Annotated in this window: 28 protein-coding genes; 8 read left to right on the forward strand and 20 right to left on the reverse strand. The window is 68.6% G+C overall.

Annotation, left to right across the window (positions count from 1 at the left end; all coding sequences use genetic code 11):
* Positions 1-12 precede the first annotated feature (12 nt).
* The 4 genes from ACNTAO_RS03720 to ACNTAO_RS03735 all read right to left on the reverse strand — a co-directional run bounded on the left by ACNTAO_RS03720 (position 13) and on the right by ACNTAO_RS03735 (position 2,582).
* On the reverse strand, positions 13-195 hold the full coding sequence (locus tag ACNTAO_RS03720) for a DUF7511 domain-containing protein (RefSeq protein WP_435160604.1): 183 nt from the start codon (positions 193-195) through the stop codon (positions 13-15).
* Positions 196-304: 109 nt separating this feature from the next.
* Positions 305-1,123 (reverse strand): imidazole glycerol phosphate synthase subunit HisF, encoded by an 819-nt coding sequence (gene hisF / locus ACNTAO_RS03725; protein WP_435160605.1) that lies wholly within the window; start codon positions 1,121-1,123, stop codon positions 305-307.
* 129 nt (positions 1,124-1,252) lie between these two features.
* Positions 1,253-2,254 carry a glycosyltransferase gene (locus ACNTAO_RS03730; RefSeq protein WP_435160606.1) on the reverse strand — a complete coding sequence of 334 codons (1,002 nt, stop codon included), beginning with the start codon at positions 2,252-2,254 and terminating at the stop codon, positions 1,253-1,255.
* Positions 2,255-2,309: 55 nt separating this feature from the next.
* Positions 2,310-2,582: a MarR family transcriptional regulator gene (locus ACNTAO_RS03735; RefSeq protein ID WP_435160607.1), complete on the reverse strand. Its 273-nt coding sequence runs from the start codon at positions 2,580-2,582 to the stop codon at positions 2,310-2,312.
* A gap of 175 nt (positions 2,583-2,757) precedes the next feature.
* Between ACNTAO_RS03735 and ACNTAO_RS03740 the strand changes: the two genes are divergently transcribed.
* Positions 2,758-3,474 carry a class I SAM-dependent methyltransferase gene (locus tag ACNTAO_RS03740; RefSeq protein WP_435160608.1) on the forward strand — a complete coding sequence of 239 codons (717 nt, stop codon included), beginning with the start codon at positions 2,758-2,760 and terminating at the stop codon, positions 3,472-3,474.
* 71 nt (positions 3,475-3,545) lie between these two features.
* On the opposite strand, the gene ACNTAO_RS03745 is transcribed toward ACNTAO_RS03740, so the two are convergent.
* Both ACNTAO_RS03745 and ACNTAO_RS03750 read right to left on the reverse strand, forming a co-directional pair.
* Positions 3,546-3,947, reverse strand: a complete 402-nt coding sequence (locus ACNTAO_RS03745) for a TRAM domain-containing protein (protein WP_435160683.1) — start codon at positions 3,945-3,947, stop codon at positions 3,546-3,548.
* A gap of 211 nt (positions 3,948-4,158) precedes the next feature.
* On the reverse strand, positions 4,159-4,998 hold the full coding sequence (locus tag ACNTAO_RS03750) for a YkgJ family cysteine cluster protein (RefSeq protein ID WP_435160609.1): 840 nt from the start codon (positions 4,996-4,998) through the stop codon (positions 4,159-4,161).
* Between the two features lie 162 nt (positions 4,999-5,160).
* On the opposite strand from ACNTAO_RS03750, the gene ACNTAO_RS03755 reads away from it, so the two are divergent.
* Positions 5,161-5,601, forward strand: a complete 441-nt coding sequence (locus ACNTAO_RS03755) for a DUF5788 family protein (protein ID WP_435160684.1) — start codon at positions 5,161-5,163, stop codon at positions 5,599-5,601.
* Positions 5,602-5,629: 28 nt separating this feature from the next.
* Here the strand turns inward: ACNTAO_RS03755 and ACNTAO_RS03760 are convergent, their stop codons facing one another.
* The 5 genes from ACNTAO_RS03760 to ACNTAO_RS03780 form a co-directional block, all read right to left on the reverse strand.
* The gene (locus ACNTAO_RS03760; protein ID WP_435160610.1) at positions 5,630-6,100 is read right to left on the reverse strand and encodes a Rieske (2Fe-2S) protein; all 471 of its coding nucleotides are present in this window, start codon (positions 6,098-6,100) and stop codon (positions 5,630-5,632) included.
* Positions 6,101-6,507: 407 nt separating this feature from the next.
* Positions 6,508-7,413, reverse strand: coding sequence for an aminotransferase class IV (locus ACNTAO_RS03765; protein ID WP_435160611.1), 906 nt, complete (start codon positions 7,411-7,413; stop codon positions 6,508-6,510).
* Positions 7,410-8,096, reverse strand: a complete 687-nt coding sequence (locus ACNTAO_RS03770) for an anthranilate synthase component II (protein WP_435160612.1) — start codon at positions 8,094-8,096, stop codon at positions 7,410-7,412. The genes ACNTAO_RS03765 and ACNTAO_RS03770 overlap by 4 nt, the downstream gene beginning before the upstream one ends.
* Positions 8,093-9,802 (reverse strand): anthranilate synthase component I family protein, encoded by a 1,710-nt coding sequence (locus ACNTAO_RS03775; RefSeq protein WP_435160613.1) that lies wholly within the window; start codon positions 9,800-9,802, stop codon positions 8,093-8,095. Before ACNTAO_RS03775 ends, ACNTAO_RS03770 begins: the two co-directional genes overlap by 4 nt.
* A gap of 80 nt (positions 9,803-9,882) precedes the next feature.
* The gene (locus tag ACNTAO_RS03780) at positions 9,883-10,434 is read right to left on the reverse strand and encodes a helix-hairpin-helix domain-containing protein (protein WP_435160614.1); all 552 of its coding nucleotides are present in this window, start codon (positions 10,432-10,434) and stop codon (positions 9,883-9,885) included.
* 101 nt (positions 10,435-10,535) lie between these two features.
* Between ACNTAO_RS03780 and ACNTAO_RS03785 the strand changes: the two genes are divergently transcribed.
* Entirely contained in the window at positions 10,536-11,000 is a 465-nt protein-coding gene (locus tag ACNTAO_RS03785; protein WP_435160615.1) for a transporter, read from the forward strand.
* Between the two features lie 24 nt (positions 11,001-11,024).
* Here the strand turns inward: ACNTAO_RS03785 and ACNTAO_RS03790 are convergent, their stop codons facing one another.
* From ACNTAO_RS03790 to ACNTAO_RS03810, 5 genes are all read right to left on the reverse strand, one after another.
* Positions 11,025-11,831 carry a shikimate dehydrogenase gene (locus ACNTAO_RS03790; protein ID WP_435160616.1) on the reverse strand — a complete coding sequence of 269 codons (807 nt, stop codon included), beginning with the start codon at positions 11,829-11,831 and terminating at the stop codon, positions 11,025-11,027.
* A 35-nt stretch (positions 11,832-11,866) separates the two neighbouring features.
* Complete coding sequence (locus ACNTAO_RS03795; protein WP_435160617.1) at positions 11,867-13,036, reverse strand: DUF373 family protein; 1,170 nt, start codon at positions 13,034-13,036, stop codon at positions 11,867-11,869.
* A gap of 78 nt (positions 13,037-13,114) precedes the next feature.
* Positions 13,115-14,050 carry a signal peptide peptidase SppA gene (sppA, locus tag ACNTAO_RS03800; RefSeq protein WP_435160618.1) on the reverse strand — a complete coding sequence of 312 codons (936 nt, stop codon included), beginning with the start codon at positions 14,048-14,050 and terminating at the stop codon, positions 13,115-13,117.
* A gap of 79 nt (positions 14,051-14,129) precedes the next feature.
* Positions 14,130-15,053, reverse strand: coding sequence for a coiled-coil protein (locus ACNTAO_RS03805; RefSeq protein WP_435160619.1), 924 nt, complete (start codon positions 15,051-15,053; stop codon positions 14,130-14,132).
* Positions 15,054-15,310: 257 nt separating this feature from the next.
* Entirely contained in the window at positions 15,311-15,991 is a 681-nt protein-coding gene (locus ACNTAO_RS03810) for a 2,5-diamino-6-(ribosylamino)-4(3H)-pyrimidinone 5'-phosphate reductase (protein ID WP_435160620.1), read from the reverse strand.
* A gap of 120 nt (positions 15,992-16,111) precedes the next feature.
* Between ACNTAO_RS03810 and ACNTAO_RS03815 the strand changes: the two genes are divergently transcribed.
* Both ACNTAO_RS03815 and ACNTAO_RS03820 read left to right on the forward strand, forming a co-directional pair.
* Complete coding sequence (locus ACNTAO_RS03815) at positions 16,112-17,572, forward strand: PAS domain-containing protein (protein ID WP_435160621.1); 1,461 nt, start codon at positions 16,112-16,114, stop codon at positions 17,570-17,572.
* Between the two features lie 39 nt (positions 17,573-17,611).
* Positions 17,612-18,031, forward strand: a complete 420-nt coding sequence (locus tag ACNTAO_RS03820) for a VOC family protein (protein WP_435160622.1) — start codon at positions 17,612-17,614, stop codon at positions 18,029-18,031.
* A gap of 25 nt (positions 18,032-18,056) precedes the next feature.
* Here ACNTAO_RS03820 and metG read toward each other — a convergent pair whose 3' ends face one another.
* From metG to ACNTAO_RS03840, 4 genes are all read right to left on the reverse strand, one after another.
* Positions 18,057-20,273 carry a methionine--tRNA ligase gene (gene metG, locus ACNTAO_RS03825; RefSeq protein ID WP_435160623.1) on the reverse strand — a complete coding sequence of 739 codons (2,217 nt, stop codon included), beginning with the start codon at positions 20,271-20,273 and terminating at the stop codon, positions 18,057-18,059.
* Between the two features lie 86 nt (positions 20,274-20,359).
* A complete protein-coding gene (locus ACNTAO_RS03830) occupies positions 20,360-21,307 on the reverse strand; it encodes a thiamine-phosphate synthase family protein (protein WP_435160624.1) in 948 nt (315 codons plus the stop codon).
* Positions 21,304-21,894 carry a dCTP deaminase gene (gene dcd, locus ACNTAO_RS03835; RefSeq protein WP_435160625.1) on the reverse strand — a complete coding sequence of 197 codons (591 nt, stop codon included), beginning with the start codon at positions 21,892-21,894 and terminating at the stop codon, positions 21,304-21,306. Before dcd ends, ACNTAO_RS03830 begins: the two co-directional genes overlap by 4 nt.
* Positions 21,895-21,962: 68 nt before the next feature.
* Complete coding sequence (locus ACNTAO_RS03840; protein ID WP_435160627.1) at positions 21,963-22,589, reverse strand: PAS domain-containing protein; 627 nt, start codon at positions 22,587-22,589, stop codon at positions 21,963-21,965.
* 144 nt (positions 22,590-22,733) lie between these two features.
* Between ACNTAO_RS03840 and pth2 the strand changes: the two genes are divergently transcribed.
* The 3 genes from pth2 to ACNTAO_RS03855 all read left to right on the forward strand — a co-directional run bounded on the left by pth2 (position 22,734) and on the right by ACNTAO_RS03855 (position 25,235).
* A complete protein-coding gene (pth2, locus tag ACNTAO_RS03845) occupies positions 22,734-23,072 on the forward strand; it encodes a peptidyl-tRNA hydrolase Pth2 (protein ID WP_435160628.1) in 339 nt (112 codons plus the stop codon).
* Positions 23,072-24,526 carry a tRNA pseudouridine(13) synthase TruD gene (gene truD, locus ACNTAO_RS03850; RefSeq protein WP_435160629.1) on the forward strand — a complete coding sequence of 485 codons (1,455 nt, stop codon included), beginning with the start codon at positions 23,072-23,074 and terminating at the stop codon, positions 24,524-24,526. Before pth2 ends, truD begins: the two co-directional genes overlap by 1 nt.
* Positions 24,527-24,674: 148 nt before the next feature.
* Positions 24,675-25,235, forward strand: a complete 561-nt coding sequence (locus ACNTAO_RS03855) for a GMP synthase subunit A (protein ID WP_435160630.1) — start codon at positions 24,675-24,677, stop codon at positions 25,233-25,235.
* Positions 25,236-25,281: the final 46 nt, after the last annotated feature.

Raw genomic sequence — 25,281 nt, forward strand, 5'->3', positions numbered from 1 at the left:
CTCGACGCGAACTCAGGCCCACGCCGCGAGCGACATGCAATCCTGCTCGCGGAGTGTTATCCACCGCGTCGTCCGGTCGTCTGGCGGCCGCTCTGCCTCGAAGAACGTTACCTCGGCGTCACCGGTCTCCCCGTCCGTCGTTCGGGACACGAGCGTCGGCTGCTCTCCGTCGGCGCGCAGTGGTGACGCAGACATACATGAAAATTCGTGTGTGATTGGCTAATAGCTGTTGGTTCTTCTCGGCACTCGGATACGCGGTCGAGTCGCGCCGACGCGTCCCCCTCTCGGGCGTCTCGTCGACCGATCAGCGCCGAACGGGAACGTCGTGTTCGTCGAGGTACGCCTTCGTCTCCTCGATGGAGTACTCGTCGAAGTGGAAGATGGAGGCGGCGAGCCCGGCGTCGGCGTTCGCCTCGGTGAACACCTCGCGCATGTCTTCGGGACTTCCACAGCCCGACGAGGCGATGACGGGCGTCGACACCGCCTCACAGATGGCGCGCACGAGCGGGACGTCGTACCCGTCTTTGGTGCCGTCTCTGTCGATCGAGTTGACGAACAGTTCGCCCGCACCGCGCGACTCGGCCTCGCGTGCCCAGGAGACGGCGTCGATGCCGGTCCCCTCCCGACCGCCTTTCTTCGTGCACTCGAACCACACCGACTCGCCGTCCTCGTCGGTGACGTAGTGGTCGCCCGCGTCGTCGGCGCGCCGCCTGGCGTCGATCGAGATGACGATACACTGGCTCCCGAACGCGGCCGCGCCTTCCTCTATGAGTTCGGGCCTGTCGAGTGCGCCGGTCGTGATCGACACCTTGTCTGCGCCCGCCCGCAGCGTCTCTTTGACGTCGGCAGTCGTTCGGATCCCGCCGCCGACGGTCAGCGGAATGAAACACTCGTCGGCGACGGCGTTGACCACCTCGAGCATCGTCTCGCGGCCCTCGGCGCTGGCGGTGATGTCGAGAAAAACGAACTCGTCTGCGCCCGCGGTGTTGTACCGTTTCGCGAGCTCGACTGGATCGCCGGTGTACTCGAGGTTCTCGAAGTTGACCCCCGTGTAGACGGCGGCGTCGCCGTGCTCGTCGGTGTCGACGTCGATACAGGGGATGATCCGCTTCGTGAGTCCCATTCGTTGGCCTTACTTGCGTGCCCCGGGAGTTAAACAGCCCGGGGCGGTCGCGGCCGATACCGGACGACCCGTCGACCACCGAAACGGTGACCAGTCGGTCCCGCGACGTCGGTCCTCGATGCCTGCTGATCAATCGGTGCGCTCTGTGCACCCGTCGTACCGCGTCACCGCTCGGTCAGCACGGTCGGAGACCCCGTACGGGTTTCGCGCCGGGGTACGGTCGCGCAGGCGAGAGACGAGTCCGTCTGCGCCGCCGGCGAGGACGCCCGCGAGGACGTCGCGCCCGTTCGCCGCCCACCCGGACGGGGTCGCGTCTCCGCGGACCACGTCGGTAGCGACCGAGACGGCGTCACCGACGGCGTGTCTCGCGGTTCGTGAGACGACGGTCGGTCTGACGCCGTAGTTCTTCACCAGACGGTACGCCAGGGCGCGGTATTTCCAGCCCCAGTCGCGGCGGGCCCGACCGCCGTCGGCAGCGGTCGGACTCGGCGGCGCAGCCCACACGGCCACGTCGTCGGTCCAGTGAACCGCACGATCCATCCCGGCGAGTCGGTGAGCCGCGTCGCGCGCGGCGCCGACGCGCAGATACTCGTCGAACCCGTCGAGCGCCTCGAGCGCCTCCCGACGGAACGCGACGTTTGCGCCGGGAAAGTACGTCACCGACCGACCCCGTATCGCTCGCCGCTCCGGGCGTTCGACGAGCCGGCGGGACGTGTCTGCTCCACCCGAGTCGGCGTCACCGGTCGACCGGTCGGACGCCGGCCCACCGGTCGTCGACTGGTCGGGAGGCGCCGCACGGACCGGTCCGGTCACCACGTCCGCCCGCGAGAGTCCGTCGATTACGCCGTCGTACCACGGAGCCGTGACCCGGGCGTCGTAGTCGACGATGGCGACCGCGTCGCCACACGCGGCCTCGATGCCCGCGTTGCGAGCGACGGCGACCGTCCGGTCGGAAACTTCGACGAGTACGTCCACGTCGTCGCGCGCGCGAACCATGCCGGTCGTGCCGTCGGCGGAGGGGCCGTTGACCACCACGACCTCTGCCTCGGGCGCGTGGGTCGCCAACGCGTCGAGACCGGCGGCTAACCGGGTCCGGCCGTTGAGCGTGGGAACGACCACCGACAGTTCCATACACGCGTGAGTAGGGCTATAGGCTTAAAAACACCACCACGTTCACGCCCGCGCCTCAGATCGTCAGGAAGTACACCTGCTTGCGCGCGTCTTTGAAGCTGTATCGCGAGTCGACGAGTTCCTGCTCTTCGAGCCGGTTGAGCGCGTACCGAACGGTGCGGTCCGGAAGCAGTGACTCTTCGGCGAGACCACCCTGGGAGAGCGGCGCGTCTCCTTCGAGCACCTTCGCGACGAGTTTGGCACTCGGCGGCAGCTCGCGGAGGCGCTCGCGGTACTCGCTCTCTGAGAGGTGATCCTGATCGGCTGCCCCGACTGGACTGGTACTCATACTGACGACCACGGACCCACCTGTGGTAAAGGTTAACTACATATAGAGTAAGCTAATGGGTATTATATTAGGTGTATAAATTCGGCGTGGAGCGGGTGGTCGGTGCGGTCGGTGACGACGTGCTCGCCGGCGGTATCCAGTACGGTTTTGGTCGTCGGGTGTGCACCGACACGTAGTGAAGGGTCAGGACTGGTATCAGACCGACGAGGTGGCCGAGGGGTACGAAGCCCTCCGGTTTTCTGGCGGTGGTGCACTCATCGACCGGCGCGAGAAGGCGGCGGTGCGATCGGCGCTCGGCGACGTCGACCCGGGCCACCGCGTGCTCGAGGTCGCGTGTGGCACCGGCCGGTTCACGGCGATGCTGGCCGACCTCGACGCCGACGTCGTCGGGCTCGACATCTCCCGAGAGATGCTCGCACAGGGCCGCGAGAAGGCTGCGGCGGCCGGCGTCGACGACCGCATCGAGTTCCTCCGAGGGGACGCCTCGCGGCTCCCGTTTCCGGACGACCACTTCGACACGGTGGTCGCCATGCGGTTTTTCCACCTCATGGACGACCCAGCGCCGTTTCTCGCCGAGTTGCGCCGGGTGAGCAGCGAACAGGTGATCTTCGACACGTTCAACGCCCGGAGCCTGCGCGTGTTGTACACGTGGGCGTTACCGATGGGCTCGCGGCTCTACGCCGAATCACAGGTCGCCGAGCTGCTCGCCGATGCAGACCTGCGGCTCGCCGACGAACAACACGACTTCGTGCTCCCGTACGGCTTCTACCGGGGGCTCCCGGGATCCGTCGCAAAGCCGTTCCGGGCGGTCGATAGACTCGTCGGACGGACGATCCCCGGTGACTACGTCGCGACCGTCTCCTACTGGGACGCGCGGCTCGACGACGACTGACGGCCCGGGGGTCGGCCGGTCCGGGGTCGGAGACGCCGGTCGTGAGACGACCGGTGGGAGGCGGTTCGTCCTCAGACGTCCTCGTCGACGACCTCGCCGACCGCGAAGTTCGATTTGACCTCGGTCACCTCGATCTTCACGCGCTCGCCGACCTCGGTGCCGGGGACGATGATAACGTAGCCCCGCTCGACGCGGGCGATTCCGTCGCCCTGCTTGCCGAGGTCTTCGACTTCGACGTACCGCATCTCGCCCGGTTCGACCGGCGGCTGTGGGCCGTCGCTCACGTCCGTGTCCGTCTCGTCTGATTCGCTCGTCGTGGACGGCTGTCGGTCGATGAGCGCCACCCGGTAGGTTGCCCCCGGCTCGAGTGCGCCGGTCTCGACCTCCCGTTTCGGGACCTCGACGCGGTACTCGCCGCCCTCGTCACGAACTTCGGCACTGAACAGACAGAGGAGCTGCTCGGAGATTTCCATGATAGACTCCATCGACACGTGGGTTTGGTTCGACATAGGTGTACCGCCCCGTCCCGCCGTGTGGGACAGCCGGTGGCTCGATGCGTGGGACAGCCGGTGGCTCGATGCGTGGGACACCCGATGGCTCGGCGCATGAACGGTCGACGACCCGACAGCAACTCGCGACGGTGCCGATCCTGGCGGGTTCGGGGTGGTCTCTCCGTCGCCTGTCTCAGCCGTCGACGGGTTCACCGTCGTGTCGTTTTGGTCCTTCGGAGTCGAAGACGACGAGGTCGCTATCGGCCCGGTCCGCAGCCGTCGGATCGTACGCATCACGCACGCCGATCGCTTCCTCGAGTTCGCGGACGGCGCGTTCTTTGAGCGCGGCGGCTACGGCCTCGGCGTCCTCTCGAGAGATGTCGCGGCCGAGTCCCTCGCACTCGTGTGCGCGTACCATCCCCTCGGCGTCGACCGCCTCGCCCATCGGCTGGCTGGTCCCACCGAGTGCGACGCTGAACGGGTACGTCTGACAGATGAGCGGCCGGGCGTCGTGGACCGTGCATGCACCCTGTCCGTCCGACTCCTCGTAGAAGGTGCAGTCGCCACAGTCATCGGTCGCGAGCGCCCACTCGAACGTCTCTCCGACCGGCTGCCCGTCGGGGCCCTCAGAGAGGCCGTACGGCATCGGCCGCGCCACATCCCGCCAGTCGTACGCCACGGTGGCGGCCTCCTCGTGTGTCGACTCGGCCGTCTCCTCGTGTGTCGACTCGGCGGCCTTGACGAGTTCGCGAACCTCGTCCGGAAAGACGGTCGCGGTGTGGGGCTCGGGGTCGTCGCCGGCCTCGGGATCACTCGAGGGCGACTCGTCGGAGACGGTGGCCTCGTCGTCTGTGGCACCCGTCGCCTTCCCACCCGGCTCGTCCACCGGTGCGCCACCCGGCTCGTCGGGGGCGTAGCCGGTACAACACCCACCACAGCGCGTACACTCGAAGCCGATCGACTCGATGGCGTCTGCCAGCGCGCCAATCTCGAGCTCGCGGGCCGCAGCGAGCTCTGACTCCAGCGACTCCATACGTACTGTTCGGTGTGCAGCCCGGTTAAACGCCGTGTTTGCTCGACCAGGTGGTCCAGACGCCACACGGCAGAGATCGCAAAGGCCCGGGTGCGATGAATGTGTGCGGTGGCAAGCGCGCAGGCGAAGGAGCGAAGTACGACCGACGCGTACCGAATCGGCGTGAGAGAGTACGAACGCAAGGGGCTCTTAGAGCGCGTCGACCGCGAGGCAGCCACCATCGGCGTCGACATCCCCGAGGAGATCGACGTGCAGGGCGAGTCGATCGAGCTCCGCTCGTTCGTCTTCGAGATCGGGCGTCGTGACACGATCCCACCGGGTGAGCGCGAGCGGGTCGACCGCGCGAAACGAACCCTCCGGCGGGAGCGGCTCGAGCGGCTCGAACCCATCGAAGAGAACACCGTCGATTACGAGCGGGGCGAGGAGCTCGCCGCGTCTATCATCGGGATCGACCGGGCGCTGGAGGCGCTCGAGGGGCTCGACGCGCCCGACCCGGAGACGGAGGCGAGACGTCAAGAGACCGCAGACCGCAAGCGTTGGATGCGCTTCTTGCGGCAGGCGCTCGGACACGACGAGGTCTCTGGGTCGCGCTCCGGATTGTGAGTCGACTCCGGGAAACCCGGTGTGTCGGTCAGCTCCCGGTGAAGTCGATCCGCGACCCACTGGCGTCGCCCTCGCGGGTCGCCGGGCCCAGCCGGACGAACTCGTAGGCGTCGTCGGTGAGGTACACCGCGTCGTCGTCGACGGTCACCGAGACGGCGTCGAGCGTCGCTCCTTCACAGGGGCCAAAATCACAGTAGCCGGAGTCGCCTTGGAACGTCGCGCCGTGTTTCTGACAGAATATCTCGCCCTCGCGGACGAACGCGCCGTCGTCTTTGTCGAGTCGGACGTCGGTCCAGTGTTGACAGTAGTTGCGGAACGCGGCGACGTCGTCGCCGAGTCGCAGGAGAATTGCCTCCGCCTCCGTGGTCCCGTCGTCGGCCGTTCCCGCGTCGCCGTGGCCCTCCTCGACGGCTCCCGAGTCGTGCGGGCGGAGCGTCACGAGCAGCGTGCTGTCGGTCGGCACGTCGTCGAGGGGCGCGATCCGCCGGTCGGCGTCCATACCGATCACACGCCAGCAGCGGGTTTGAACGCTGTGATCGACACAGTAGAGCGCGCTCCACCGACAACTCGAGAGACACACCTAGAGGGGCGCGCGCCTCGTGGACCGCGATAGCGTGTCCACGAGCGCGTGCGAGGGATGAGCGAGGTGCCGCAGGCACCGAGTGAATCGGCTGGGGAGGGTGTGGCCCAACTCGCGTTCGGCGGTCGCGCGGTTGGCTCCAGCACACACCCATCGACGTCGGACAGAAACGAATCGGCTCCGGCACACGGACTCACGTTGCAGCCGCGCCCTCCCCAGCCGATTCGCTCGGTGCCTGCGGCACCTCGCTCATCCCTCGCGCGCTGTGTGCGCCCGACGGGCGCACACCGGAGCGCGCCACCGCAAGCACTAGTCGTCGGTGTGTGTCAACATCGCTCGCCGTCGTAGTGTCGTTCCTCGACGTGCCGGTCGAAGAGCCGTGAGAGCAGCGTCGTGAGCGGCCCAGCAGTCCCGGAACCATCTCCGGTGACGTCGATCCCGTCGACAGACGACACGGGTCTGAGCTCCCACGTCGAGTTCGTGAGGAAGACCTCGTCCGCCTCGCGAACCGCATCGGGCGTGTACGTCCCTTCCTCGACCGGGATACCCTCCTCGTTGGCGATGTCGATCACGGTTGCTCTCGTGACTCCCGGGAGCACGGGCCCGTCGAGCGAGGGGGTACACAACGCGGTGCCGTCGGCGAAGAACACGTTCGCGGTGGCCCCCTCGGCGACGTGTCCGTCGGGGTCGAGCATCAGTGCCTCGTCGGCCCCCGTCACCCGGAGCTCGAGGCGCGCGAGGATCTCGGTGAGGTAGTTGTGCGTCTTCGCGTCCGCAGGGAGTGCTCGGTCACCGGGCTTTCGCGTCTTCGTCGTCTGCACGGTGGCCGGGTCGCCGTACACGACGTCGCTCCCGACGCCGCCGCGCGGAAGCGGCCGTACGATCACCACTACCGTCGGGTCGACCACCGGATGTGGATCGAGCGTGCCCGGCTGGACGCCGCGGGTGATCGAGAGTTTCACGTACGCGTCGGCGAGATCGTTGGCGGCCAGCGTCTCGTCCACCCGACGTTTCAGCTCCGCGTCGTCGATCCCGTGGTCAAGCCCGAGCGTCTCGCAGGTGGCCGCGAGGCGATCTGCGTGTGCCGCCCACGCGAAGACGTCGCCGCCGTACGCGCGCATCGTCTCGAACGCCCCATCGCCGTACGCGAAGCCGCGGTCTTCCACCGAAACGGTCGCCGCCGACGCGGGCACGAGGTCGTCGTCGACGTGGTACTGCCGGTCGTCGCTCATCGAACGCACCTCCGAACGAAGTTCTGCACCAACCGCTCGCCCCGGGGCGTGAGGATGCTCTCCGGATGGAACTGGACCCCGACGTGGGGCTTCTCGCGGTGGCGCACACCCATCACGACCGCGCGGTCGTCGTCGGTGTGGGCGGTCTCGACCACCTCGTCGGGGAGCGCCGCGCGCTCAACACACAGCGAGTGGTACCGACCGACCTGTAGCGGGTCGGGGAGTCCGGCGAAGACGCCCTCGCCGTCGTGGGTGATCTGTGACGGCTTCCCGTGGACGACCTCGGGGGCGTGGCCGACGCGGCTCCCGCGGCTCGCACACAGCGCCTGGTGGCCGAGACACACGCCGAAGACGGGTCGGTCGAGGTCGAAGAGGGCCGTCGAGACGCCCGCCTCGGCCGGAGCTCCCGGCCCCGGCGAGACGACGATCCCGTCGGGGTCGAGCGCCCGGACGTCGGCGAGGTCGACGGCGTCGTTGCGGCGGACCGTCACCGCTCCCGCGACCGCGCCGACGTACTGCACGAGGTTGTACGCGAACGAGTCGTAGTTGTCGACGACGAGTATTCGTGCGTCGGCCGCGCCGGCTCCCGGCCGCCAGCCGGTCGCTGCCGACGAGTCGTCGGTAACAGACGGCTCAGCTTCCGCTGACGAGCCGTCGGCCACAGACGGGTCGACCGTCGTCATCGGGACTCGGCCACCTCCTCGACGGCCATCCCACCAGCAGCGAGCGCCTCGTCGACCGCATCGACGAGCGCCCGAGCCTTCGCGAGCGTCTCCGCGTATTCGGCGTCCGGGTCCGAGTCGTGAACGATTCCAGCGCCCACGCGGAGGTGGTACTCGGCCGCGTGTCGCACGAGTGTCCGGATGACGATGTTCAGCGTCGCGCGGTCGTCGAAGCCGGCAGCGAGCATCGAGCCGGTGTACGGTCCACGCCGAGTCGCTTCGAGCTCGTCGACGATCGCCATTGTTCGTGGCTTCGGCGCACCGGTGATCGTCCCGCCGGGGAAGCAGGCGGCGATAGCATCTGCGAGCCCGACGTCCGGCCGGGCCTCACTTTCGACGCTGCTCACGAGGTGCATCACCTCACTGTAGCGGTCGACTCGACGGTACTCCGTGACGTCGACCGTACCGAACCGTGACACCTTACCGAGGTCGTTCCGCTCGAGGTCCACTAACATCGCGTGTTCGGCCCGTTCTTTGGCGTCGTCGGTCAGCTCGTCGGCCAGCGCCGCGTCGGCCGCGGGCGTAGCACCGCGAGGGCGCGTCCCCGCGATGGGCTCCGTGCGGAGGTGCACACCGCGGTCGGGGTCGTCGGTCGGTTCGTACGCGAGCAAGAGCTCCGGGCTCGCGCTCACGAGGTCGACACCGCTCGGCCGTTCGCCGAACTCGACGAGCCCCGAGTACGGTGCCGGGTTTGCCCGCCGCAGCGCGTCGTAGGCGTCGACCGGGTGGACCGCGGCCGGCGCCGTCAGCCGCTGGGAGACGTTCGCTTGAAACGTCTCTCCGTCGTGAACCGCCGACTTGACCCGCCGAACCGCGTCGGCGTACCCCGCTCGCGCCACGTCGCTCTCGAACGTCGCCCGCGCCGCGGTCGGAGCTGGCGGTGGTCCAACCGCGGGGTCGCCGGTCTCGATGCGGTCGACGAGCGCCTCCGCTCGCGTCACCCCCGTCTCGAACAGCGCGTCGAGTGCGTCGTGGTCCGCGACGGGGTCCTCGAGCCCGTCGCGGACCCGAGGGCAGGCCGTCACACGGAGCGTGACGGACGACGACCCACCGCCGGCCGCTTCGTGATCGGCTGCAGGTCCGTCCGCTCCGACCGGACACTCCCACGCAGCGATGCGGTCGAAGTGAGCGACCTGGAGCCGCGGAAGCCCGCGGTCGTCGACCGCGCCGGAGCCCGCTGGGGGCGCCGGCGGGAAGTCCTCCAACTCGCGGGCGACATCGTACGAGAGCCAGCCGAACACGCCACACGGGTACGGCACGGCACAGTCGCCCCGAGCCAGCGCTTCTCCGCCGAGGAGCCCCTCCAGTGCCGCCAGCGACGGTGACGGCCGCCGATAGTCGCCCACGTCGCTCGCGTCGTTCGTGTCGCCTGTGCCGCCAGTGTCGTCCGTATCAGACACGCCGGTCGCCGAGCGGGCCGCCCTAGCGACCACCGCGTCGGCCGAGACGGTCAATCGCTCGACGGGGTCGACGCCGAAGTACCCCCAGCCGGACTGGCCGCCGGTGGTCTCATAAAAGAACCCGCCGGGGCCGTCTCGGGCCCGGCGGTACGCCGCGAACGGGTCGTCGACGTCGACCCGTACCTCAACCGGAATCCGTGCCTGCGCCGGTGCAGCGGCGGCGGCCGCACGGAACGTCTCCCGGTCGGTGTGAACCGTTCGCCTCATACAGATCGATTCGCGCGTGACCGGGAAACGATTGCGGTCGTGATGGCACCGTCGCCGACCGTGCGACCGATCGCGCGGGCTCAGAAGTCGTTTGCGCGGTCGATCCACGTGGTCGCGCGCTTCTCGCCGACGCTCGTCTCCTCGGCGACCGCTACGGGGTCGGCGTCGGCGAGCTCGTCGACGGTCTCGATTCCCATCGCTGCAAGCCGGTCGCCGTACGCCGGGCCGATGCCCGTTATGTGCTCGACCGGATCGCCGGCTGGCGACTCGTCGCTCCCGGTGGAATCGGCATCGTCCTCACCCGCCGGTGCCTCATCGTCCACATCTTCGACTCTCTCCGTCTCCTCGACCGTCTCCGTCTCCTCGACTCCCTCCGCTTCCGTCTCCTCGGCCACCGCTTCGGTGTCCGTCTCCGCGTCGTCGACCGGCTCCGTGGCCGAGTCGGACGGGACGGTGGCCGAAGACTCGCCCCCGCTACTCGGCTCTGGTACCGCCTCCCCGTCGGCCTCGTCGGCCGCGTGGTCGATCGCCTCGTGTGTGTTTTCTACGGTCACCGTCGGGTCACCAGACTCCTGAGCGGACGAGCCGCTCCCGAATCCGAGCGCCTCTTTGAGCTTCTGCAACAGGGCCATTGGCGACCGGTACACGCGCCCGATATTTAAACACTCGCGGCGCTCACCGCCCGCGCCGGGACACCCGACGGTTTAACCCCGATGGTGTGGAGAGTGCACGTATGTCTCTCGTCGACGCGGTCATGTGGTCCGTTCACGTCGGCTTCGCGGTGCTGTGGACGGGAAGCGTCTTCTTCGTCGCGCTCGCCGTCGTCCCGCTCGCGACCCGTGGGACCATCGGCACCGACGCGCTCGCGACGATCGTCGACCGGCTGCGGTGGATCACGCGAATCGCGGCGCTCGCGTTTCTCGCCTCCGGCGGACACATGGCTGGGACGCTGTACACCGTGGAGACGCTCACCGGGACGGGACGCGGTCACCTCGTCCTCACGATGCTCGCGCTCTGGTTCGGGATCACCGGACTCGTCGAGGTCGCGAGCGGCAAGCTCGCAGACGGCCTCGACGTCGGCAGACTTCGCGCCCCCGCCCGAGAGGCAAAGCCGTTCTTGTACGCCGCGGCCGGCCTCTCGGTGGTGCTCGTCGGTACCGCTGGGCTCCTCGCTGCTCCGACCGTCCCGCTCGGCTGACCGAACGCGCGAGCGTCGCCCGGCTCACTCGAGCCGCTCTCGCAGTGCCGTGTTCATCGCCGCGACGGGTGCCTCACGGTCGGTCCATCGCTCGAACGCCGCGACGCCCTGATACAACAACATCCACGCCCCCTCGACCGTCGTCGCGCCCGCGGCGGCCGCGTCTCGGAGGAGACGCGTCTCAATCGGCGTGTACACCGCATCGAGCACGGCGAGGTCGGCGTGGAGGAGCGACGCCGGCACGGGCGTCTCGTCGGCCTCCATCCCGACGCTCGTCGCGTTCACCAAGACGTCGGCCTCCGGCAGGTGCGTCTCGAGTTCGTCGAGCCCCCCACCGGTCGCGTCGGGCACCGCCGCGGCGAGGTCGACCGCCCGCGATGCCGTCCGGTTCGCGACGTGTACCGTCGCACCGGCGTCGGCAAGCGCGAACGCCGCGGCCCGCCCCGCTCCGCCCGCACCGACGACCACCGCCTCGGTCCCGTCGAGGACGACGTCGTGCGCCTCGAACGCCCGCGTTACCCCCGCAGCGTCGGTGTTGTACCCCCGTGGTGGTCCGTCCTCGGGGAAGGCGACCGTGTTCACCGCACCGATGCGTTCGGCGAGCGGGTCCGCGTCGACCGCTGCGAGCACGTCGCGTTTGAACGGGATGGTGACGTTGAGTCCGGCGACGCCGAGAGCGGCCGCGCCGTCGACTGCGGCAGCCGCGGCCGACGCCGCGGGCTCGAAGGTGACGTACCGTGCGTCGATGCCGAGCGCGTCGTACCCGGCCTCGTGCATCGGCGGCGACAGCGAGTGCTCGACCGGGTTCCCGATCAATCCGTACACGTCCATGGCCGACCACGGGGACGCGTCGACAAAAAGCCGCCTCACTCGGTCGCGTTCGTCCGCTCGCCGCCGGCACCGCCGTCCGTCTCGGCGTCGGCCGGCGCGTCGGCGTCGATCACGTCTTCCAGTGTCTCCGACCCGAGGTCGCTCACGAGTCTGACGCCGACGGCCGAGACGACGACGCCCGCGACGATGAATCCGGCCAGCCGCTGGGCGGGCGTCACGGTGACGCCCGCGACGAGCGCCGTCGCCGCCCGCGACTCCTGTGCGAGGAAATAGCCGGCGAAGCCGCGAACGACGAGCCCGACCGCGACGATGACGAACGGCAGATTGAGGTACGGCGTCCGTATCCCCTCGTCGCGGATCAGCTCGTCCAACAGTCGACCGACGGCCGCGGTCACGCCCGCTACCACGAGCCACGGCACTGCGACGTAGGTGAACTCCATGGCCTGGACGGCGATCGGCACGCCGCCGAGAGCCGTCGCGGAGAGGACGCCGAAGAAGCCGCCGACGAGCGTAAGCCCGACCGCCACCACGTACGTGACGACCGACACCTGGCCGGCGTACAGCGCCTCTTGGGTCCGCTCCGGCACGCCGGCGACCAGCCGGTCGACGCCGAGCCCCTTGTACAACAACGCCACGCCGAGTAAGCCGGCGACGCCCGCGATCGCCGCACCCGCGGAGAACCGTGCGAACAACGCGGGAAGCAACACCAACGCGGTTCCGATCGGGACGAGCACGGTCGACCGGAGCTGCTCGTCGGCGAGGAACTGTTTCAACAGGTAGTACGTCGACTCGAGGTCCCGGGCCTGTCTGACGACGACTCGGTCGACGCCGTCGACCGGGACTCGAGACTCGACGATGGGGAGCACCCGCTCGTCTTCGGCGGAGTCGACGACGACGATGCCCGCGTCAGGTGCGTAGCGGTCGACGAGGTCGTCGAGCTGCGTGGCGATCGAGCGGTCGGCCCCGATCGGGTCCTCGTGTGCGGCGGAGACAACCGCGACGACCGATTCCTCACGGTCGTCTCGAAGGTCACGGGCGACGCGCAGCGCCTCCAACAGGCAGTTGACGCTGGCGTCTTCGGGATCGCCGAGACCCGCGTCGGTCACGAGCGAGCGCACGGCCTCCCAGCCGGCGACCGGCATCGGGACGTTCGTCGCCTCCGCTATCGTCCCCGAACGGTCCACACAGATGACCAGCGTCGTCACACGCCACCACTCACCGCGCTGGAATAAAAACCTCTCCGTGCCCACGCCGAACGCCGTCTCGACGGCGGCAGTCGGCCACTATCGGAGCTCGACGTCGACGTCACGGCCGTCGCCGGCGACGACGCTCGCCGCGCCGCTACCCGCCGCGAACGCGACGCGCTCCGCTCCGATGCCGAGTCGGTCGACGAGGCCGCGCTCGGGGGTGAACTCGCGCACCGCGACCGCCTCGCCGATCGCGTCTTCGATCCGAGCTTCGACGTCGTCTTCGACGCCGAGAGCGTCGACGAGTCCGATGTCCAGTGCGTCTGGACCGAGGTACACGCGGGCTTCGGTCTCTCGGATCGTCTCCGGATCCATCGACCGACCCTCGCTCACCGTCTCGACGAACTGCTCGTAGTAGCCGTCGATGAGCGACTGGAGGTACTCGCGCTCGTCGTCTTCGATCTCCCGTAGCGGAACGCCGGCGTCTTTGTACTCCCCGGCGGTGAACTGCTCGTAGGAGATGCCGAGACGGTCGGCGAGTCCGGACGCGTTCGGTCGCGAACCGACGACGCCTATCGATCCGACGAGACTGCCGTCGCGCGCCCAGAGCTCGTCACAGCCGCTCGCGATCCAGTAGCCGCCGGAGGCACACAGGTCGGTCGCGTACGCGACCGTCGGCCCGTCGAAGTCGGCGACCGCCCGGCGGATGTCGTCGCTCGGGACCACCTCGCCGCCGGGCGTGTTGAGCTCGACGAGCAGGGCTGCGACCGCTTCGTCGTCGTCTGCCGCCTCGACCTGTTCGACGACCTCGTCGGCCACGACGCCGCCGCCCCCCGACAGCGGTGACGGCCGACCGCGGTCGCGCGCGATCGGTCCCGACACCGACACCTTCGCCGTGTTGTACTCGTCTGTCTCGCCGAACCGTCCGCGGGTGACCTTCGCGAGGAGCGTGCCGCCCGCGACGGTCGCCGTCGCGCCGACCGCGGCTGCGGCGAGGAGGTCCGTGCGTCTCGTGTGGGTCGCATCGTCCATACGAGCGAGACGGTGCGCGTCCGTTTATGTTCCTCGCCGTCGAGCACGCAGAACAACCGCGGGTCGAGCGAGTGACCGCCTACAGCAGGCCGGTCTTCTGCAGCTTCATCAGGTCCTCGGTGTCGAGCGTCTCGCCCTCCTTGAACTTCTGATAGATCTCTTCGGCCTCCTCTTTCTCCTCTTCGCGTTTTTCTGCGCGCTCGTCTTTGCGCTCTGCCTCTTCTTTCTTGTCGAGCTCACGGAGACGCTTCTGGACGCGCACGAAGTCCTCGTGATGGCGGTCGGCCGCCTCCTGGGCTTCGACGAAGAGCTCGTGCATCTCGTCGGCCTCGTCGCGGATGTCGTCGGCCTCGCGGTAGGCCTCGATCATCTGGTTGTGGTGCTCTTGGGCCTTGTCGGCGAGCTCCGTCACCTTCTGGTGGTGCTGTGACGCCTCCGAGCGGACCTCTTCTGCCTCCTCGACGAGTTCGTCGAGTTCGCTCGTGTCGTCGACCTTCTCCTGTTTTTCCGCGAGCTTCTCGCGTTTGTCGTCGATCTTCTCGATGAGTTCGCGTTCGTCGTCGGCGTCGAGCACCTCCGTCTGCTGGCGGAACTCGAGCGCTTCGATCTCCTCTTTGAGCTCGTCGATGGACTTGCCCGAACCGAGTTCCATCTCCTGTTTCAGCTCTTCGACCTCGTCGAACAGTTCGTTCGCGTCCGCGTTGAGCTCGTTTCGCTTGGCCTTGTGTTCTTGGACCTGCTCGTTGAGCTCGTCACGCTTCTCGCGGTGCTGTTGGGCCTCGTCGACTTTCTCACGCGTCTTCGCGTTGAGGTCGTCGCGGTTCGACGCCCGCTCAGAGGCCATCTGGTTCAGCTCGTTGCGTCGGTCTCGGAGCTGCCCAGCGCGTTTTATCAGCTGTCCTTTGGAGCCGTTCTCGAGGTCGTCCTCCGAGAGGTCGACGTTGTCCGCGGCTTCCATCGGTTCGATGTCGTACTGTTCGATGACTTCGTCTTTCGTTACCATTTGTTATCTCTCCATCACTGCTCCGGCGCAGCAGTCGCTCGCTGACGTTCCTGGAGACCGTGAATAAGAACTCCCGTTCATTTCAGCGTGCGATCCACCGGGCGCCAGAGGCGCTCTGGTGACAGAAAGTATCCAGCAACGATACATAAACACTTCGGTCTCCCGCATGGAAGACGGTAGCATGGGCCGTGTACCGGCCGATCTGCGGTGATCGAGCCGGCGTGACGTCGGGGGCAGGGGGCGTCGTCGATGGCCTTTCACTCCTGCTCGCGCGCTGTTTCGACCGCGTACGAGAGGACCACGCCGTCGTCGAGTCTGTCGACGTCGGTCAGCCGGAGCTGCGGAAACGACTCGACGAAGCCCGCACCGTCCACGAGCGTCGGTGCCTCGCGACCGCCGACGACGAACGACCCCACGTACACCTGGAGCTCGTCGACGATCCCGGCCGCGAGACTCGAGAAGATCACCTCGCCGCCGCCTTCGATCATGAGTCGGTCGACGCCACGGTCTGCGAGCGCCGCGACGCCATCGGCGAGATCGACCCGATCGTCACCGGCGACGATCACCGTCGCGCCGGTCGCGGCGAGCGCCTCGCGCCGATCGGACGAGGCCGCCTCCGAGAGGAGCAGGTACGTGGTCGCCGCGTCGTCGAGGATCCGCGCGTCGAGCGGGGTGCGGCCGGTCGAGTCGACGACGACTCGAGCCGGGTTGCCGGCGCGGCCGTTTCGCAGCCGCTCGACCCGGCGTGCCTCTTCGTCGAGCGTGAGGTGCGGGTCGTCGGCGAGGACGGTTCCGACACCGACGAGCACGGCGTCGGCCGCCGCGCGGATCCGGTCCACCCGGTCGAAGTCCTCGGCCCCGGAGATTGCGAGCTGTTCGCGACGCCGGGTCGAGAGCTTCCCGTCGACGCTCTGTGCGGCGTTGACGACGACGTACATACCGGGGACTCGCCGGGGAACCGAATGGCCGTTTCGGTCGAACGGCGGACGGGCGACGAGGAGACGACGACCACACACCGGCCGACATTTTTCTGTCGCCAGACAGAAGCGTCCGGTCTCATGCGCGATCCAGGGCGAGTCCCGGGCGTCCTCGCCGCGCTCGCCGGCGTGTTGACCCTCGGCGTCGGCTTCGACGTCGTCCAAGATTGGTACGTCCTCGAGATCGCACCGTGGATAGCCGTCGTCGAGAACGCGGTCCCCTTCGCGCTCACGGGGACGCTGTACTACGCGGCGTGGTGGGCGGCAACGACGGACCTCGATCCGGCACAGCAGCGCGCCATCGTAAGGTGGACGCTCGCCGGAGCCGCGACCATGGTGGCGTTCTCCGGCTGGATCGTCGGAGTCCAGCTCGTACAGGGCGGGCTTCAGCCGCTCGTCCTCGTCGTCCAGCTGGCCGCCATCGGCGCGGTGAGCGGGGTCGTCGTCGGCTACCGGACCGCCGAGGTCACCGGCACGCGCGACTCGCTCACCCAACAGCGAAGCTGGTTCGACGCCGTCTTCGAGAACACGTATCAGCTCACCGGGCTCGTCCAGCCGGACGGGACCGTCACTGCGATCAACGAGACGGCGGCGGCGTCGATCGACGAGCCGGAGTCGGCCGTCGTCGGTGAACCCCTCTGGGAGACGCCCTGGTTCGCCGAGCGCGAGGACGCACGAGCGACGGCTCGTCGCGGCGTCGAGCGTGCCCGAAGTGGGGAGCCGTTTCGCGACCAGGTGCGGGTTCGTGGAACAGCACAAACGCGCCTGCTCGAGGTCGCCGTGCGGCCGGTGACCGACGGCGACGGCGACGTGGACATCCTGATCGTCGAGGGGCGCGACGTCACGGCGCTCGAACAACGAGAGCGGCAGCTCCGCGTGACGAACCGGTTCCTCCGGCACAACATCCGAAACCGGCTCACGCTCATCTACGGCAACGCAGAGCGCATCGCGCGCGGAGAGGTGACCGGCGCGGACGCCACGGCCGCAGCCGAGGCGATCACGGATGCGGCGACGGAACTCGAGGTGACCGCGGGGACGGCACGGACGGTCAACGGACTGGTACAGAACGCCCCAGACCCGGTGGAAGTCGACCTCGCCGAGACGCTCGAACAGACGGCCGAGACCGTCGAGACGACGCGGCCGGACGCGTCGGTCGTCGTCGACGCGCCGGCGACGACTCGCGTGAAAAGCCTCCCAGAACCCGAGGCGGCGATCGAGAGACTGGTCACCGTCGCACTCACCGCCTGTGCCCCGTCGCCGAGCCCGACGGTTCAGATAGACGTCTCGACCGATGGAACCGTCACGGTGCGGCTCGTCGACGGCGCGCTATCGGACCCGGAGCAGGCGGTGTTGTGTGGCGACCTGGAGGTCGGCCCGCTCCACCACGCCGACGGGCTCGACGTGTGGTACGTCTACTGGTACGTCGAGCTCTCGGGGGGTACGATCGCGGTCGAGAACGACGGCCGCACGATCCGAGTCCAGCTTCCGCTCGCCGGCTCGAACGATCGGACGCCCGGGGAATCGGCCGTCACTCCTCGGTGAGCCGACACCGACTTGCCCGCCCCTACCGAGCGAACAGCTGTGACCGACCCGAGTCTCCACCACGTCGGCGTCACCGTCTCCGACCTCAACCGCGCCGTCGACTTCTACACCGACACGTTCGACCTGACAATCGTCGCCGAATTCGCCGTCGGCGGTGCGGCGTTCGCCGAGGCCGTCGACGTCGCGGGCGCGTCCGCGACGTTCATCCACCTCGACGGAGACGGGGCGCGCGTCGAGCTCGTCGAGTACGACCCCCAGGGAGCGGCGCTTCCGGCGCGGACGCTGAACCGGCCGGGAACGGCCCACCTCGGGCTCGCCGTCGACGACGTCGACGCGTTCTACGCCGGCCTCGACGACGCCGTCGAGACGCTGAGCCCGCCCCGCACGACCGAGAGCGGGACGACGATCTGTTTCGTGTGTGACCCCGATGGCAACCGGATCGAGGTGCTCGACGCCTGAGGGTTCCCGGGATTGCGCCGGACGCTCACAGCACCTTCGTCCCCGGCGGGGCGTCCTCGTGGGTCGTGAGCAGGTCTGCCTCCTCGCCCGCCGCGAGCACCATCCCGTTCGACTCGACGCCGAACAGCTCCGCTTTCTCCATGTTCGCGACCACGACGACCCGCGTGTCCGGAAGGTCGTCGACCGCGTGAAGGCCTTTCAGCCCCGCGACGATGGTGCGGGTCTCGACGCCGAGGTCGACGCGGAGTCGCAGCAGGTCGTCAGCGCCGTCTATCGGCGCTGCCGTCTCGATCCGGCCGACACGAAGGTCGAGTGCCTGGAAGTCGTCGAAACTGATGCGGTCGTCGGTAATGGGGTCGATGTCGGACATGGATTCGTCGGTGTCGGACATGGATTCGTCGGTGTCGGCGGCCGGGTCGTCACCGGCCGCGTCGTCGTCGGTCGGTTCGTCGTCGGCCGGGTCGTCACCGGCCGCGTCGGCCGGTTCGTCGTCTGGTTCGGCGGCCGCGACGCGCGACTCGAGCTTCTCGTTCAGCGCCTCGACGCGGTCGTCGTCGATCTTCTCGAAGAGCTCCGTGGGCTCCGTGAGGGCGCCCGTCGGCGGCTCGCGAGCCGCCTCGACGGTGACGTCGTGGACCGAGCCGTCCTCGCCGAGTTGGTTCCAGACGCGCTCACACTTTTCGGGTGCGATCGGCTCGAAGAGCACGGCGATCGCCTTCGCGAGCGCGACACAGTCGTGGACGACCTGTCTGGCCGCCTCGGGGTCGTCGTCGACGAGCGACCACGGCTCGTTCCGCTGGATGTACTCGTTGCCGAAGCGAGCGAGACGCGTGACGGCGTCGCCGAGCGCGCGAACCGAGTAGTCGTTGACGGCGGCTTCGACGTCGGCGATCGCCTCGTCGATCCGGTCGGCGACCGTCCCGCTCGTCGTCTCGGCTATCGGGCTCGACTCGTAGTTGCGGTGAGCGAACAACAACGAGCGGTAGAGGAAGTTGCCGACGGTGCCGACGAGTTCGGTGTTCACGCGGTCGCGGAACTTCTCCCAGGAGAAGTCGACGTCCTGTTGAAATCCACCGTTCGTCGCGAGGTAGTACCGAAGTGGGTCGGGGTGGAACCCCTCGTCGAGGTACTCGTCTGCCCACACCGCCCGGTCGCGACTGGTCGAGAACCCCTTGCCGCCGAGCGTGACGAACCCGCTCGCCATCACCGCCCGCGGCTCCGCGTGGTCGGTCGCCGCCAACATCGCCGGCCAGAAGATCGTGTGATGTTGAATGATGTCGCGGCCGATCACGTGGACGATCTCGCCGCCGTCGGGGTGGTCGTCGCTCGCGCCCTCGAGCCACGCCGTCTCCCAGTCGAAGGCGTCCGGGCCGACGCGCTCTGTGTACTGTTTCGTCGAGGAGATGTACTCGATCGGCGCGTCGACCCACACGTAGAGCACGAGGTCCTGGGAGTCGGCGGCTTCGCCGCCTCCCCGAGGCGACTCCGTCGCCTCGCCGCCGGGCAGGTCGATCCCCCACTCCATGTCGCGGGTGATACACCAGTCTTGGAGCCCTTGTTCGATCCACTCGCGGGGCTGGTTCTGCGCGTTCGCGGTCCCTTCGAGCCGGTCGAGAAAGTCGGCGAGGTAGTCGGCGAACGCCGACACCGCAAAGAACGTGTGGGTGCGCTCGCGGTACTCGGCCGGGTTGCCGGAGATCGTCGACACCGGGTCGTCGATCTCGCCCGGCTCGAGGTGTCGTTGACACCCCTCGTCGCACTCGTCACCGCGGGCGTGCGCACCACAGTACGGACACGTTCCCTCGACGTAGCGGTCGGGGAGGTACTGGTCGTCGATCGGGTCGTACGCGACCATGATCTCCTTCTCGTACAGGTGGCCCGCCTCGTCGAGGTCGCGGACGAGCTGTTGGGTCACCGCCGTGTTCGTCTCGTCGTGGGTGTGGCCGTAGTTGTCGAACTCGACGTTGAACTTCGGGAACGTCTCGGCGTACTGCTCGTGCCAGTCGAGCGCGAACGCCTCGGGTGAGACCCCCGCCTGTTCGGCGTTGACCGCGACCGGGGTACCGTGCATGTCGGATCCGGAGACGAAGGCGGTCTGCTGGCCGAGCCGCTCCAGCGCCCGAGCGTAGACGTCGCCGCCGACGTAGGTGCGGAGGTGCCCGATGTGGAGGTCGCCGTTCGCGTACGGCAGTCCACACGTCACCACCGCAGGGTGGTCCGTGGGGAAGTCGTCGTGGCTCATGTGTATGCGATGTGGTGGATACGAGCCAAAAGCCCGCTGGTTTCTGCGTCGCCGGCATGAGCCGACCAGCGCGCCGACGGGACCAGTCACACGAGTTCGCGCACGACGCGTGCCGCGGCCGCCGCCGTCGGTGCGAGGACGTAGACGATCGGCTCGACGCCGACCGCACCGGTCTGGTACAGGACGAGCGTGTCCGATACTGAAGCTGGTGACTCGGAGTCGCCGTCGCCGTCCGACACACCGCGTTCTGCGACCGACGTGACGGCCGCACGGACGGCGTCGTCCGAGGGCTGCGTGGCGTCGAACTCGACCGTCGGTCCCGCCTCGGCGAGCGCGGCGACGATATCGGGCGTGTACCGGACGTTCACCGCACCGCGGACCGGTGCGCCGGCCTCCCTGGCCGCGAGCAGCACGGTCGCGACGTGTTCGCTCACGCCGAACTCCGGCTCGCCCGGCACCATCGCGCGCCCCTTCACGTCGACGAGTCGACCGGGGACGGCGGCCACGTCGTCCACGTCGCGCGCGTCCGCGAGACACTCGGCGACGTTCGCTCCGACGTTCGGGATGAGCCCGGCGAACCCAGAGGTGTTGGTGAGGGTGCGGAGCCCCCGTCGAACCGACGCGAGGACGCGTTCGCGCTCGCGAAAGCCGCTCTCGGGGTCGTGGACCGAGAAGGCCGCGTCGGCGTCGGCGAGCGCTGGCATCGCCTCCTCGTGCAGCTCCGCGAGGAGGTCGCCGTCTTCGAGTCGCCGGATCAGCACCTCGATCTCGACGAGCGCGCCGACGGGGCTGAGGTCGCCGGCCGCGAGTCCCTCCCCGACCCGGTCGACGAGGGAACGAACCCGGTCGTCCTCGACGACGCGCTCGGTGCGGGCGACCTCGCCGTGAGCGTACTTGGAGACGGCCGACTGTGAGATGCCGAGTGCGTCGGCCACCTCACGCTGGGTGAACCCGCGCTCGCGGAGGTCCTCGGCCAACATCGACCGGACGGTCGGCAAGAACGCGTCGACGACGACTTCCTCGATGAACTTCATTCGTCTCCCCCGCTGAACTCCGCGTCCGCGCCGATTCGTGAGGCCTGTGGTCCCTCCTGGCCCTGGTACTTTGAGCCCCGCTCGGTGCCGTACGGTCGGTCGGCCGGCGACCGCAACTCGGTGAAGATGAGCTGTGAGACGCGCATCCCGGGCGTGAGCGCGACGGGGGCGGTCCCGAGGTTCGACAGCTCAAGCGTGATCTGTCCGGCGTACCCCGGATCGACGATACCGGCCGTGGCGTGGATCACGATCGCCAACCGGCCGAGCGACGACCGACCCTGGACGGTCGCGAGGAGGTCCGGCGGCACCTCCACGCGCTCTCTCGTCGTTCCAAGGACGAAGTCACCGGGGTGGAGGATGAACTCCTCGCCCGCCGGGACCGTCGTCTCGGTCACGTACTCGCCGACCTCGTCTGCGGCCGTCGGGTGGATACAGGGGATGTTGGTCCGTTGAAACTCTAAGAAGGTCTCGCCGAGTCGAAGGTCGACGCTCGCCGGTTGGACCTGTTGGTCGACGTCCGTGAGCGGCTTGACCACGAGGTCCCCGTCCGCAAGACGGTCGAGGATGTCGGTATCGGAGAGGATCATGCTCAGAGACGGAGCGGGGCCGATATAAAAACTCCCGGAGTGAGAGGCGACCCACGCCGTCGAGTCGCTCACGACGAGTCGACGGCCGCCTGAATCCCGACCCAGTTGGCGACCGCGCCGTCGGAACCCGCTATCGGGACGAGCGAGACCCGATTCACGAAGCCGGTCCCGTCGCGGCGGTAGTTCCGTAGCTCGGTCGTGACGGGCTCCCAGATGGAGACCGCCTCACGAAGCGACTCGACCGCTGGGTCGTCAGTATCCGGCCCTTGGAGCAGCCGGAGGTTCTTCCCGCGAACCGCCGAGAGCGGGTAGCCGGTGAGTCGTTCGAAGCCGTCGTTCACGTAGCGTACCGGGGTGTCCTGGTACGCCGGGCCGGCGAGCGTGAGGCCGAAGGGGACCGCATCGAGCACCCAGAGCCGCCAGACGAGGTCCCGTTCGAGTGGGGTCAGCGCCTCGAACGCCTCGAGATCTGACGGACCGTCGAACGCGGCTGGCGAGGGTGCGCGGTCGAGTCGGGCACGTGGGCTTTCATCGGTCGGCCCGCCGCTGGCGCTCAGCCCGTCGTCGGTCGGCTCACCGACCACGGTGACCGCATCTGGCTGGCCGGTCCCGACGGGCTCGAGTGCCAGGACGCGGTCTCGAAACGTCTCGACGTCGGCTCTGAGCGCCCCGATCAGTGGTCGTCGGTCGTCCATCGTCGTCGCACATCACTAGCCGGCACGGGAACAAACCTCCGTCGCCTGCGGAGGACACGCCGTCACCTGCGGGTGCGACGCTATCGGGTGGGAGTCCGCGCGCAGAGAGAACAGAGCTATACCCGCGGCGGGGCTCGTGCCGGTGTGAAACAGACCATCGTCGCCCGGCGAGACCTCGGGATGGGCGCGGGCAAGCTCGCCGCGCAGGTCGCACACGCGTCGCTGTCGGCGGTCGAGGACGCGAGCGACCGGGCGCGGACCCGGTGGCAGGGCGAAGGACAGACGAAGGTGGTGCTCGGCGTCGACGCGGAAGGCGAGCTGTTCGAGTTGGCGGACGCGGCAGACGCCGCCGGCGTCCCGTATGCGATCGTCCGAGATGCCGGACGGACGCAGCTCGAGCCGGGAACCGTCACCGCGCTCGCGGTCGGGCCCGCCCGCGACGATGCGGTCGACCGCGTGACCGGCGACCTCCCGCTGTACTGATGGCCGAGGACGTGACCGGCCGCGAGGCACATCCGATCGAGCGAGCGGTCGGCATCGACCGGTACGTCAGTACGTCGCCCGGCATCGGAGGGTCCCTCCGCGCCACCCCCGAAGACTTTCGGGTCACCGAGCTGGAGGCCGTCGACGCCGCGCCGCTCGACGCCGACACCGGTAGCTATCCGGTCCTCGTGGTGCGCGCGACGCTTCGCGACTGGGACACGAACGACTTCGCCCGCCGACTCTCGAACGGCCTCGAGATGAGTCGCGAGCGCATCTCCTGGGCCGGCACCAAGGACAAACGTGCCGTGACGACGCAGCTGTTCGGCCTGCGCGGAGTCGCTCCAGCGGATCTCCCGACGATTCGCGGTGCAGACATCGAGCCGGTCGGTCGGGTCGGCCGTGACCTCGCGTTCGGCGACCTCGCCGGAAACGTCTTCGAGATTCGAGTCACCGGGACCGTCGACGACGCCGAGCCACGAGCTGACGCGGTCGCGCGCGAGCTTCGGGCGTTCGCCGGTGTGGACTCCGCCGGCGGAGATCGCACCGACGTCGACGCCCCCGTGGCCGTGCCCAACTACTTCGGACAACAGCGCTTCGGCAGTCGCCGGCCCGTCACCGGTCGCGTCGGCCTCGCGATCGTTCGCGGCGACCCGCGCGAGGCGGTCAGACGCTACGCTGGCGACCCCGCGCCAGCCGAGCCCGCGGACACCCAGGCCGGTCGCGAGCGCGTCGACGCGGCGTTCGGCGAGCGATCAGACGGTGATGGCGACGGTAGCCGAGACGCCCCCGGCGACGGCGACTGGGCGGCCTGTCTCGACGCGATGCCACGAAAGCTCGGATTCGAGCGGAGCATGCTCCACCGGCTCGACGAGCGCGACGTCGACCCAGCAGCACCGGCAGCCCACGACGACTGGTGGTACGCACTCGAAGCCGTCCCTTCGAACCTCCAGCGGCTCTTCGTCAACGCGGCGCAGTCGACGCTGTTCAACCGCATCTTGAGCGAGCGTCTCAGACGCGGGCTTCCCTTCGACCGCCCCGTCGCCGGCGACGTGGCGTGTTTCGCCGACCGTGACGCGCCGGACGAGCTGTACGCCCCCGATCCCGATCGACTCCAACGGGTCACCGAAGCGCGCGTGTCGGTGATGGAGCGCCACTGCTCGCGAGGGCGCGCGTTCGTCACCGCCCCGCTCGTCGGCACCGAGACCACGTTCGCCAACGGCGAGCCCGGGGCGATCACACGGGCGGTGCTCGACGAGGCAGGCGTCGAGCCGGCCGACTTCGCGCTTCCTGGTGCGTTCGACTCGAGTGGGACCCGCCGAGCGATACAACTCGAAACCGACCTCACGGTGCGATTCGATGACGACGACCCGACGTTCAGCTTCGCACTCCCGAGTGGATCGTACGCCACCGTCCTACTCCGTGAGTTCACCAAACGAGACCCGCTCGAGCCGTGAGGCGCACGCGGGTGGCGCCCCTCTCGGCGGTGACGCAGGCGAACTACGATCCGTATCTGTGGATCATTCGAGCACGAAACGGGCGTCGAGCGTCACGATACTGGGGTTGTTTCGAGTCGTTTTTGTGCTGTCCACCCGACCAAAGCGCATGACCCGAATCGTCGTCCTCGACCTTCACGGCCAGTTCACCCACCTCGAGCGGCGGGCGCTCAGAGACCTCGGCGTCGACACCGAACTCGTCGACGCCGACACCCCGCCGGACGACGTTGCGGCGGACGGCGTCGTCCTCTCTGGTGGCCCGGACATGAACCGCGTCGGGCGGGCGCGTGAGTACGTCGGCACCGACACCGACGTTCCGGTGTTGGGGATCTGTCTCGGGATGCAGCTCATCGCCGACGAGCTGGACGGGGCCGTCGGGTCGGGCGACTACGGCGGGTACGCCGACGTCAACGTCTCGATCGTCGACGAAAGCGATCCGCTCGTCGGGTCGCTCGCCCCTGAGACCCGCGTCTGGGCGTCACACGCCGACGAGGTGACCGAGCTCCCGTCTGGATTCACCCACACTGCGACCTCCGACGTCTGTACGATCGAGGCGATGTCGAACGCCGACGCGGGACTCTACGGAGTGCAGTGGCACCCAGAGGTCGTACACACCGAGGAGGGCGAAGCGGTGTTCGAGAACTTCCTCGCGATCTGTGCGTCGGCCTGACACGGGTGAGAGAAGCCGGAGAGTCTTTTATCGGCGGGCGTCGATT

Source organism: Halorubrum zhoui, assembly GCF_051194155.1.
Classification (GTDB): Archaea; Halobacteriota; Halobacteria; order Halobacteriales; family Haloferacaceae; genus Halorubrum.

Coding starts and splice junctions, on each gene's coding strand:
- ACNTAO_RS03720 (WP_435160604.1), bottom strand. CDS start 195: ATGTCTGCGTCACCACTGCGCGCCGACGGAGAGCAGCCGACGCTCGTG.
- hisF (WP_435160605.1), bottom strand. CDS start 1,123: ATGGGACTCACGAAGCGGATCATCCCCTGTATCGACGTCGACACCGAC.
- ACNTAO_RS03730 (WP_435160606.1), bottom strand. CDS start 2,254: ATGGAACTGTCGGTGGTCGTTCCCACGCTCAACGGCCGGACCCGGTTA.
- ACNTAO_RS03735 (WP_435160607.1), bottom strand. CDS start 2,582: ATGAGTACCAGTCCAGTCGGGGCAGCCGATCAGGATCACCTCTCAGAG.
- ACNTAO_RS03745 (WP_435160683.1), bottom strand. CDS start 3,947: ATGGAAATCTCCGAGCAGCTCCTCTGTCTGTTCAGTGCCGAAGTTCGT.
- ACNTAO_RS03750 (WP_435160609.1), bottom strand. CDS start 4,998: ATGGAGTCGCTGGAGTCAGAGCTCGCTGCGGCCCGCGAGCTCGAGATT.
- ACNTAO_RS03760 (WP_435160610.1), bottom strand. CDS start 6,100: ATGGACGCCGACCGGCGGATCGCGCCCCTCGACGACGTGCCGACCGAC.
- ACNTAO_RS03765 (WP_435160611.1), bottom strand. CDS start 7,413: ATGAGCGACGACCGGCAGTACCACGTCGACGACGACCTCGTGCCCGCG.
- ACNTAO_RS03770 (WP_435160612.1), bottom strand. CDS start 8,096: ATGACGACGGTCGACCCGTCTGTGGCCGACGGCTCGTCAGCGGAAGCT.
- ACNTAO_RS03775 (WP_435160613.1), bottom strand. CDS start 9,802: ATGAGGCGAACGGTTCACACCGACCGGGAGACGTTCCGTGCGGCCGCC.
- ACNTAO_RS03780 (WP_435160614.1), bottom strand. CDS start 10,434: ATGGCCCTGTTGCAGAAGCTCAAAGAGGCGCTCGGATTCGGGAGCGGC.
- ACNTAO_RS03785 (WP_435160615.1), top strand. CDS start 10,536: ATGTCTCTCGTCGACGCGGTCATGTGGTCCGTTCACGTCGGCTTCGCG.
- ACNTAO_RS03790 (WP_435160616.1), bottom strand. CDS start 11,831: ATGGACGTGTACGGATTGATCGGGAACCCGGTCGAGCACTCGCTGTCG.
- sppA (WP_435160618.1), bottom strand. CDS start 14,050: ATGGACGATGCGACCCACACGAGACGCACGGACCTCCTCGCCGCAGCC.
- ACNTAO_RS03805 (WP_435160619.1), bottom strand. CDS start 15,053: ATGGTAACGAAAGACGAAGTCATCGAACAGTACGACATCGAACCGATG.
- ACNTAO_RS03810 (WP_435160620.1), bottom strand. CDS start 15,991: ATGTACGTCGTCGTCAACGCCGCACAGAGCGTCGACGGGAAGCTCTCG.
- ACNTAO_RS03815 (WP_435160621.1), top strand. CDS start 16,112: ATGCGCGATCCAGGGCGAGTCCCGGGCGTCCTCGCCGCGCTCGCCGGC.
- metG (WP_435160623.1), bottom strand. CDS start 20,273: ATGAGCCACGACGACTTCCCCACGGACCACCCTGCGGTGGTGACGTGT.
- ACNTAO_RS03830 (WP_435160624.1), bottom strand. CDS start 21,307: ATGAAGTTCATCGAGGAAGTCGTCGTCGACGCGTTCTTGCCGACCGTC.
- dcd (WP_435160625.1), bottom strand. CDS start 21,894: ATGATCCTCTCCGATACCGACATCCTCGACCGTCTTGCGGACGGGGAC.
- ACNTAO_RS03840 (WP_435160627.1), bottom strand. CDS start 22,589: ATGGACGACCGACGACCACTGATCGGGGCGCTCAGAGCCGACGTCGAG.
- truD (WP_435160629.1), top strand. CDS start 23,072: ATGGCCGAGGACGTGACCGGCCGCGAGGCACATCCGATCGAGCGAGCG.
- ACNTAO_RS03855 (WP_435160630.1), top strand. CDS start 24,675: ATGACCCGAATCGTCGTCCTCGACCTTCACGGCCAGTTCACCCACCTC.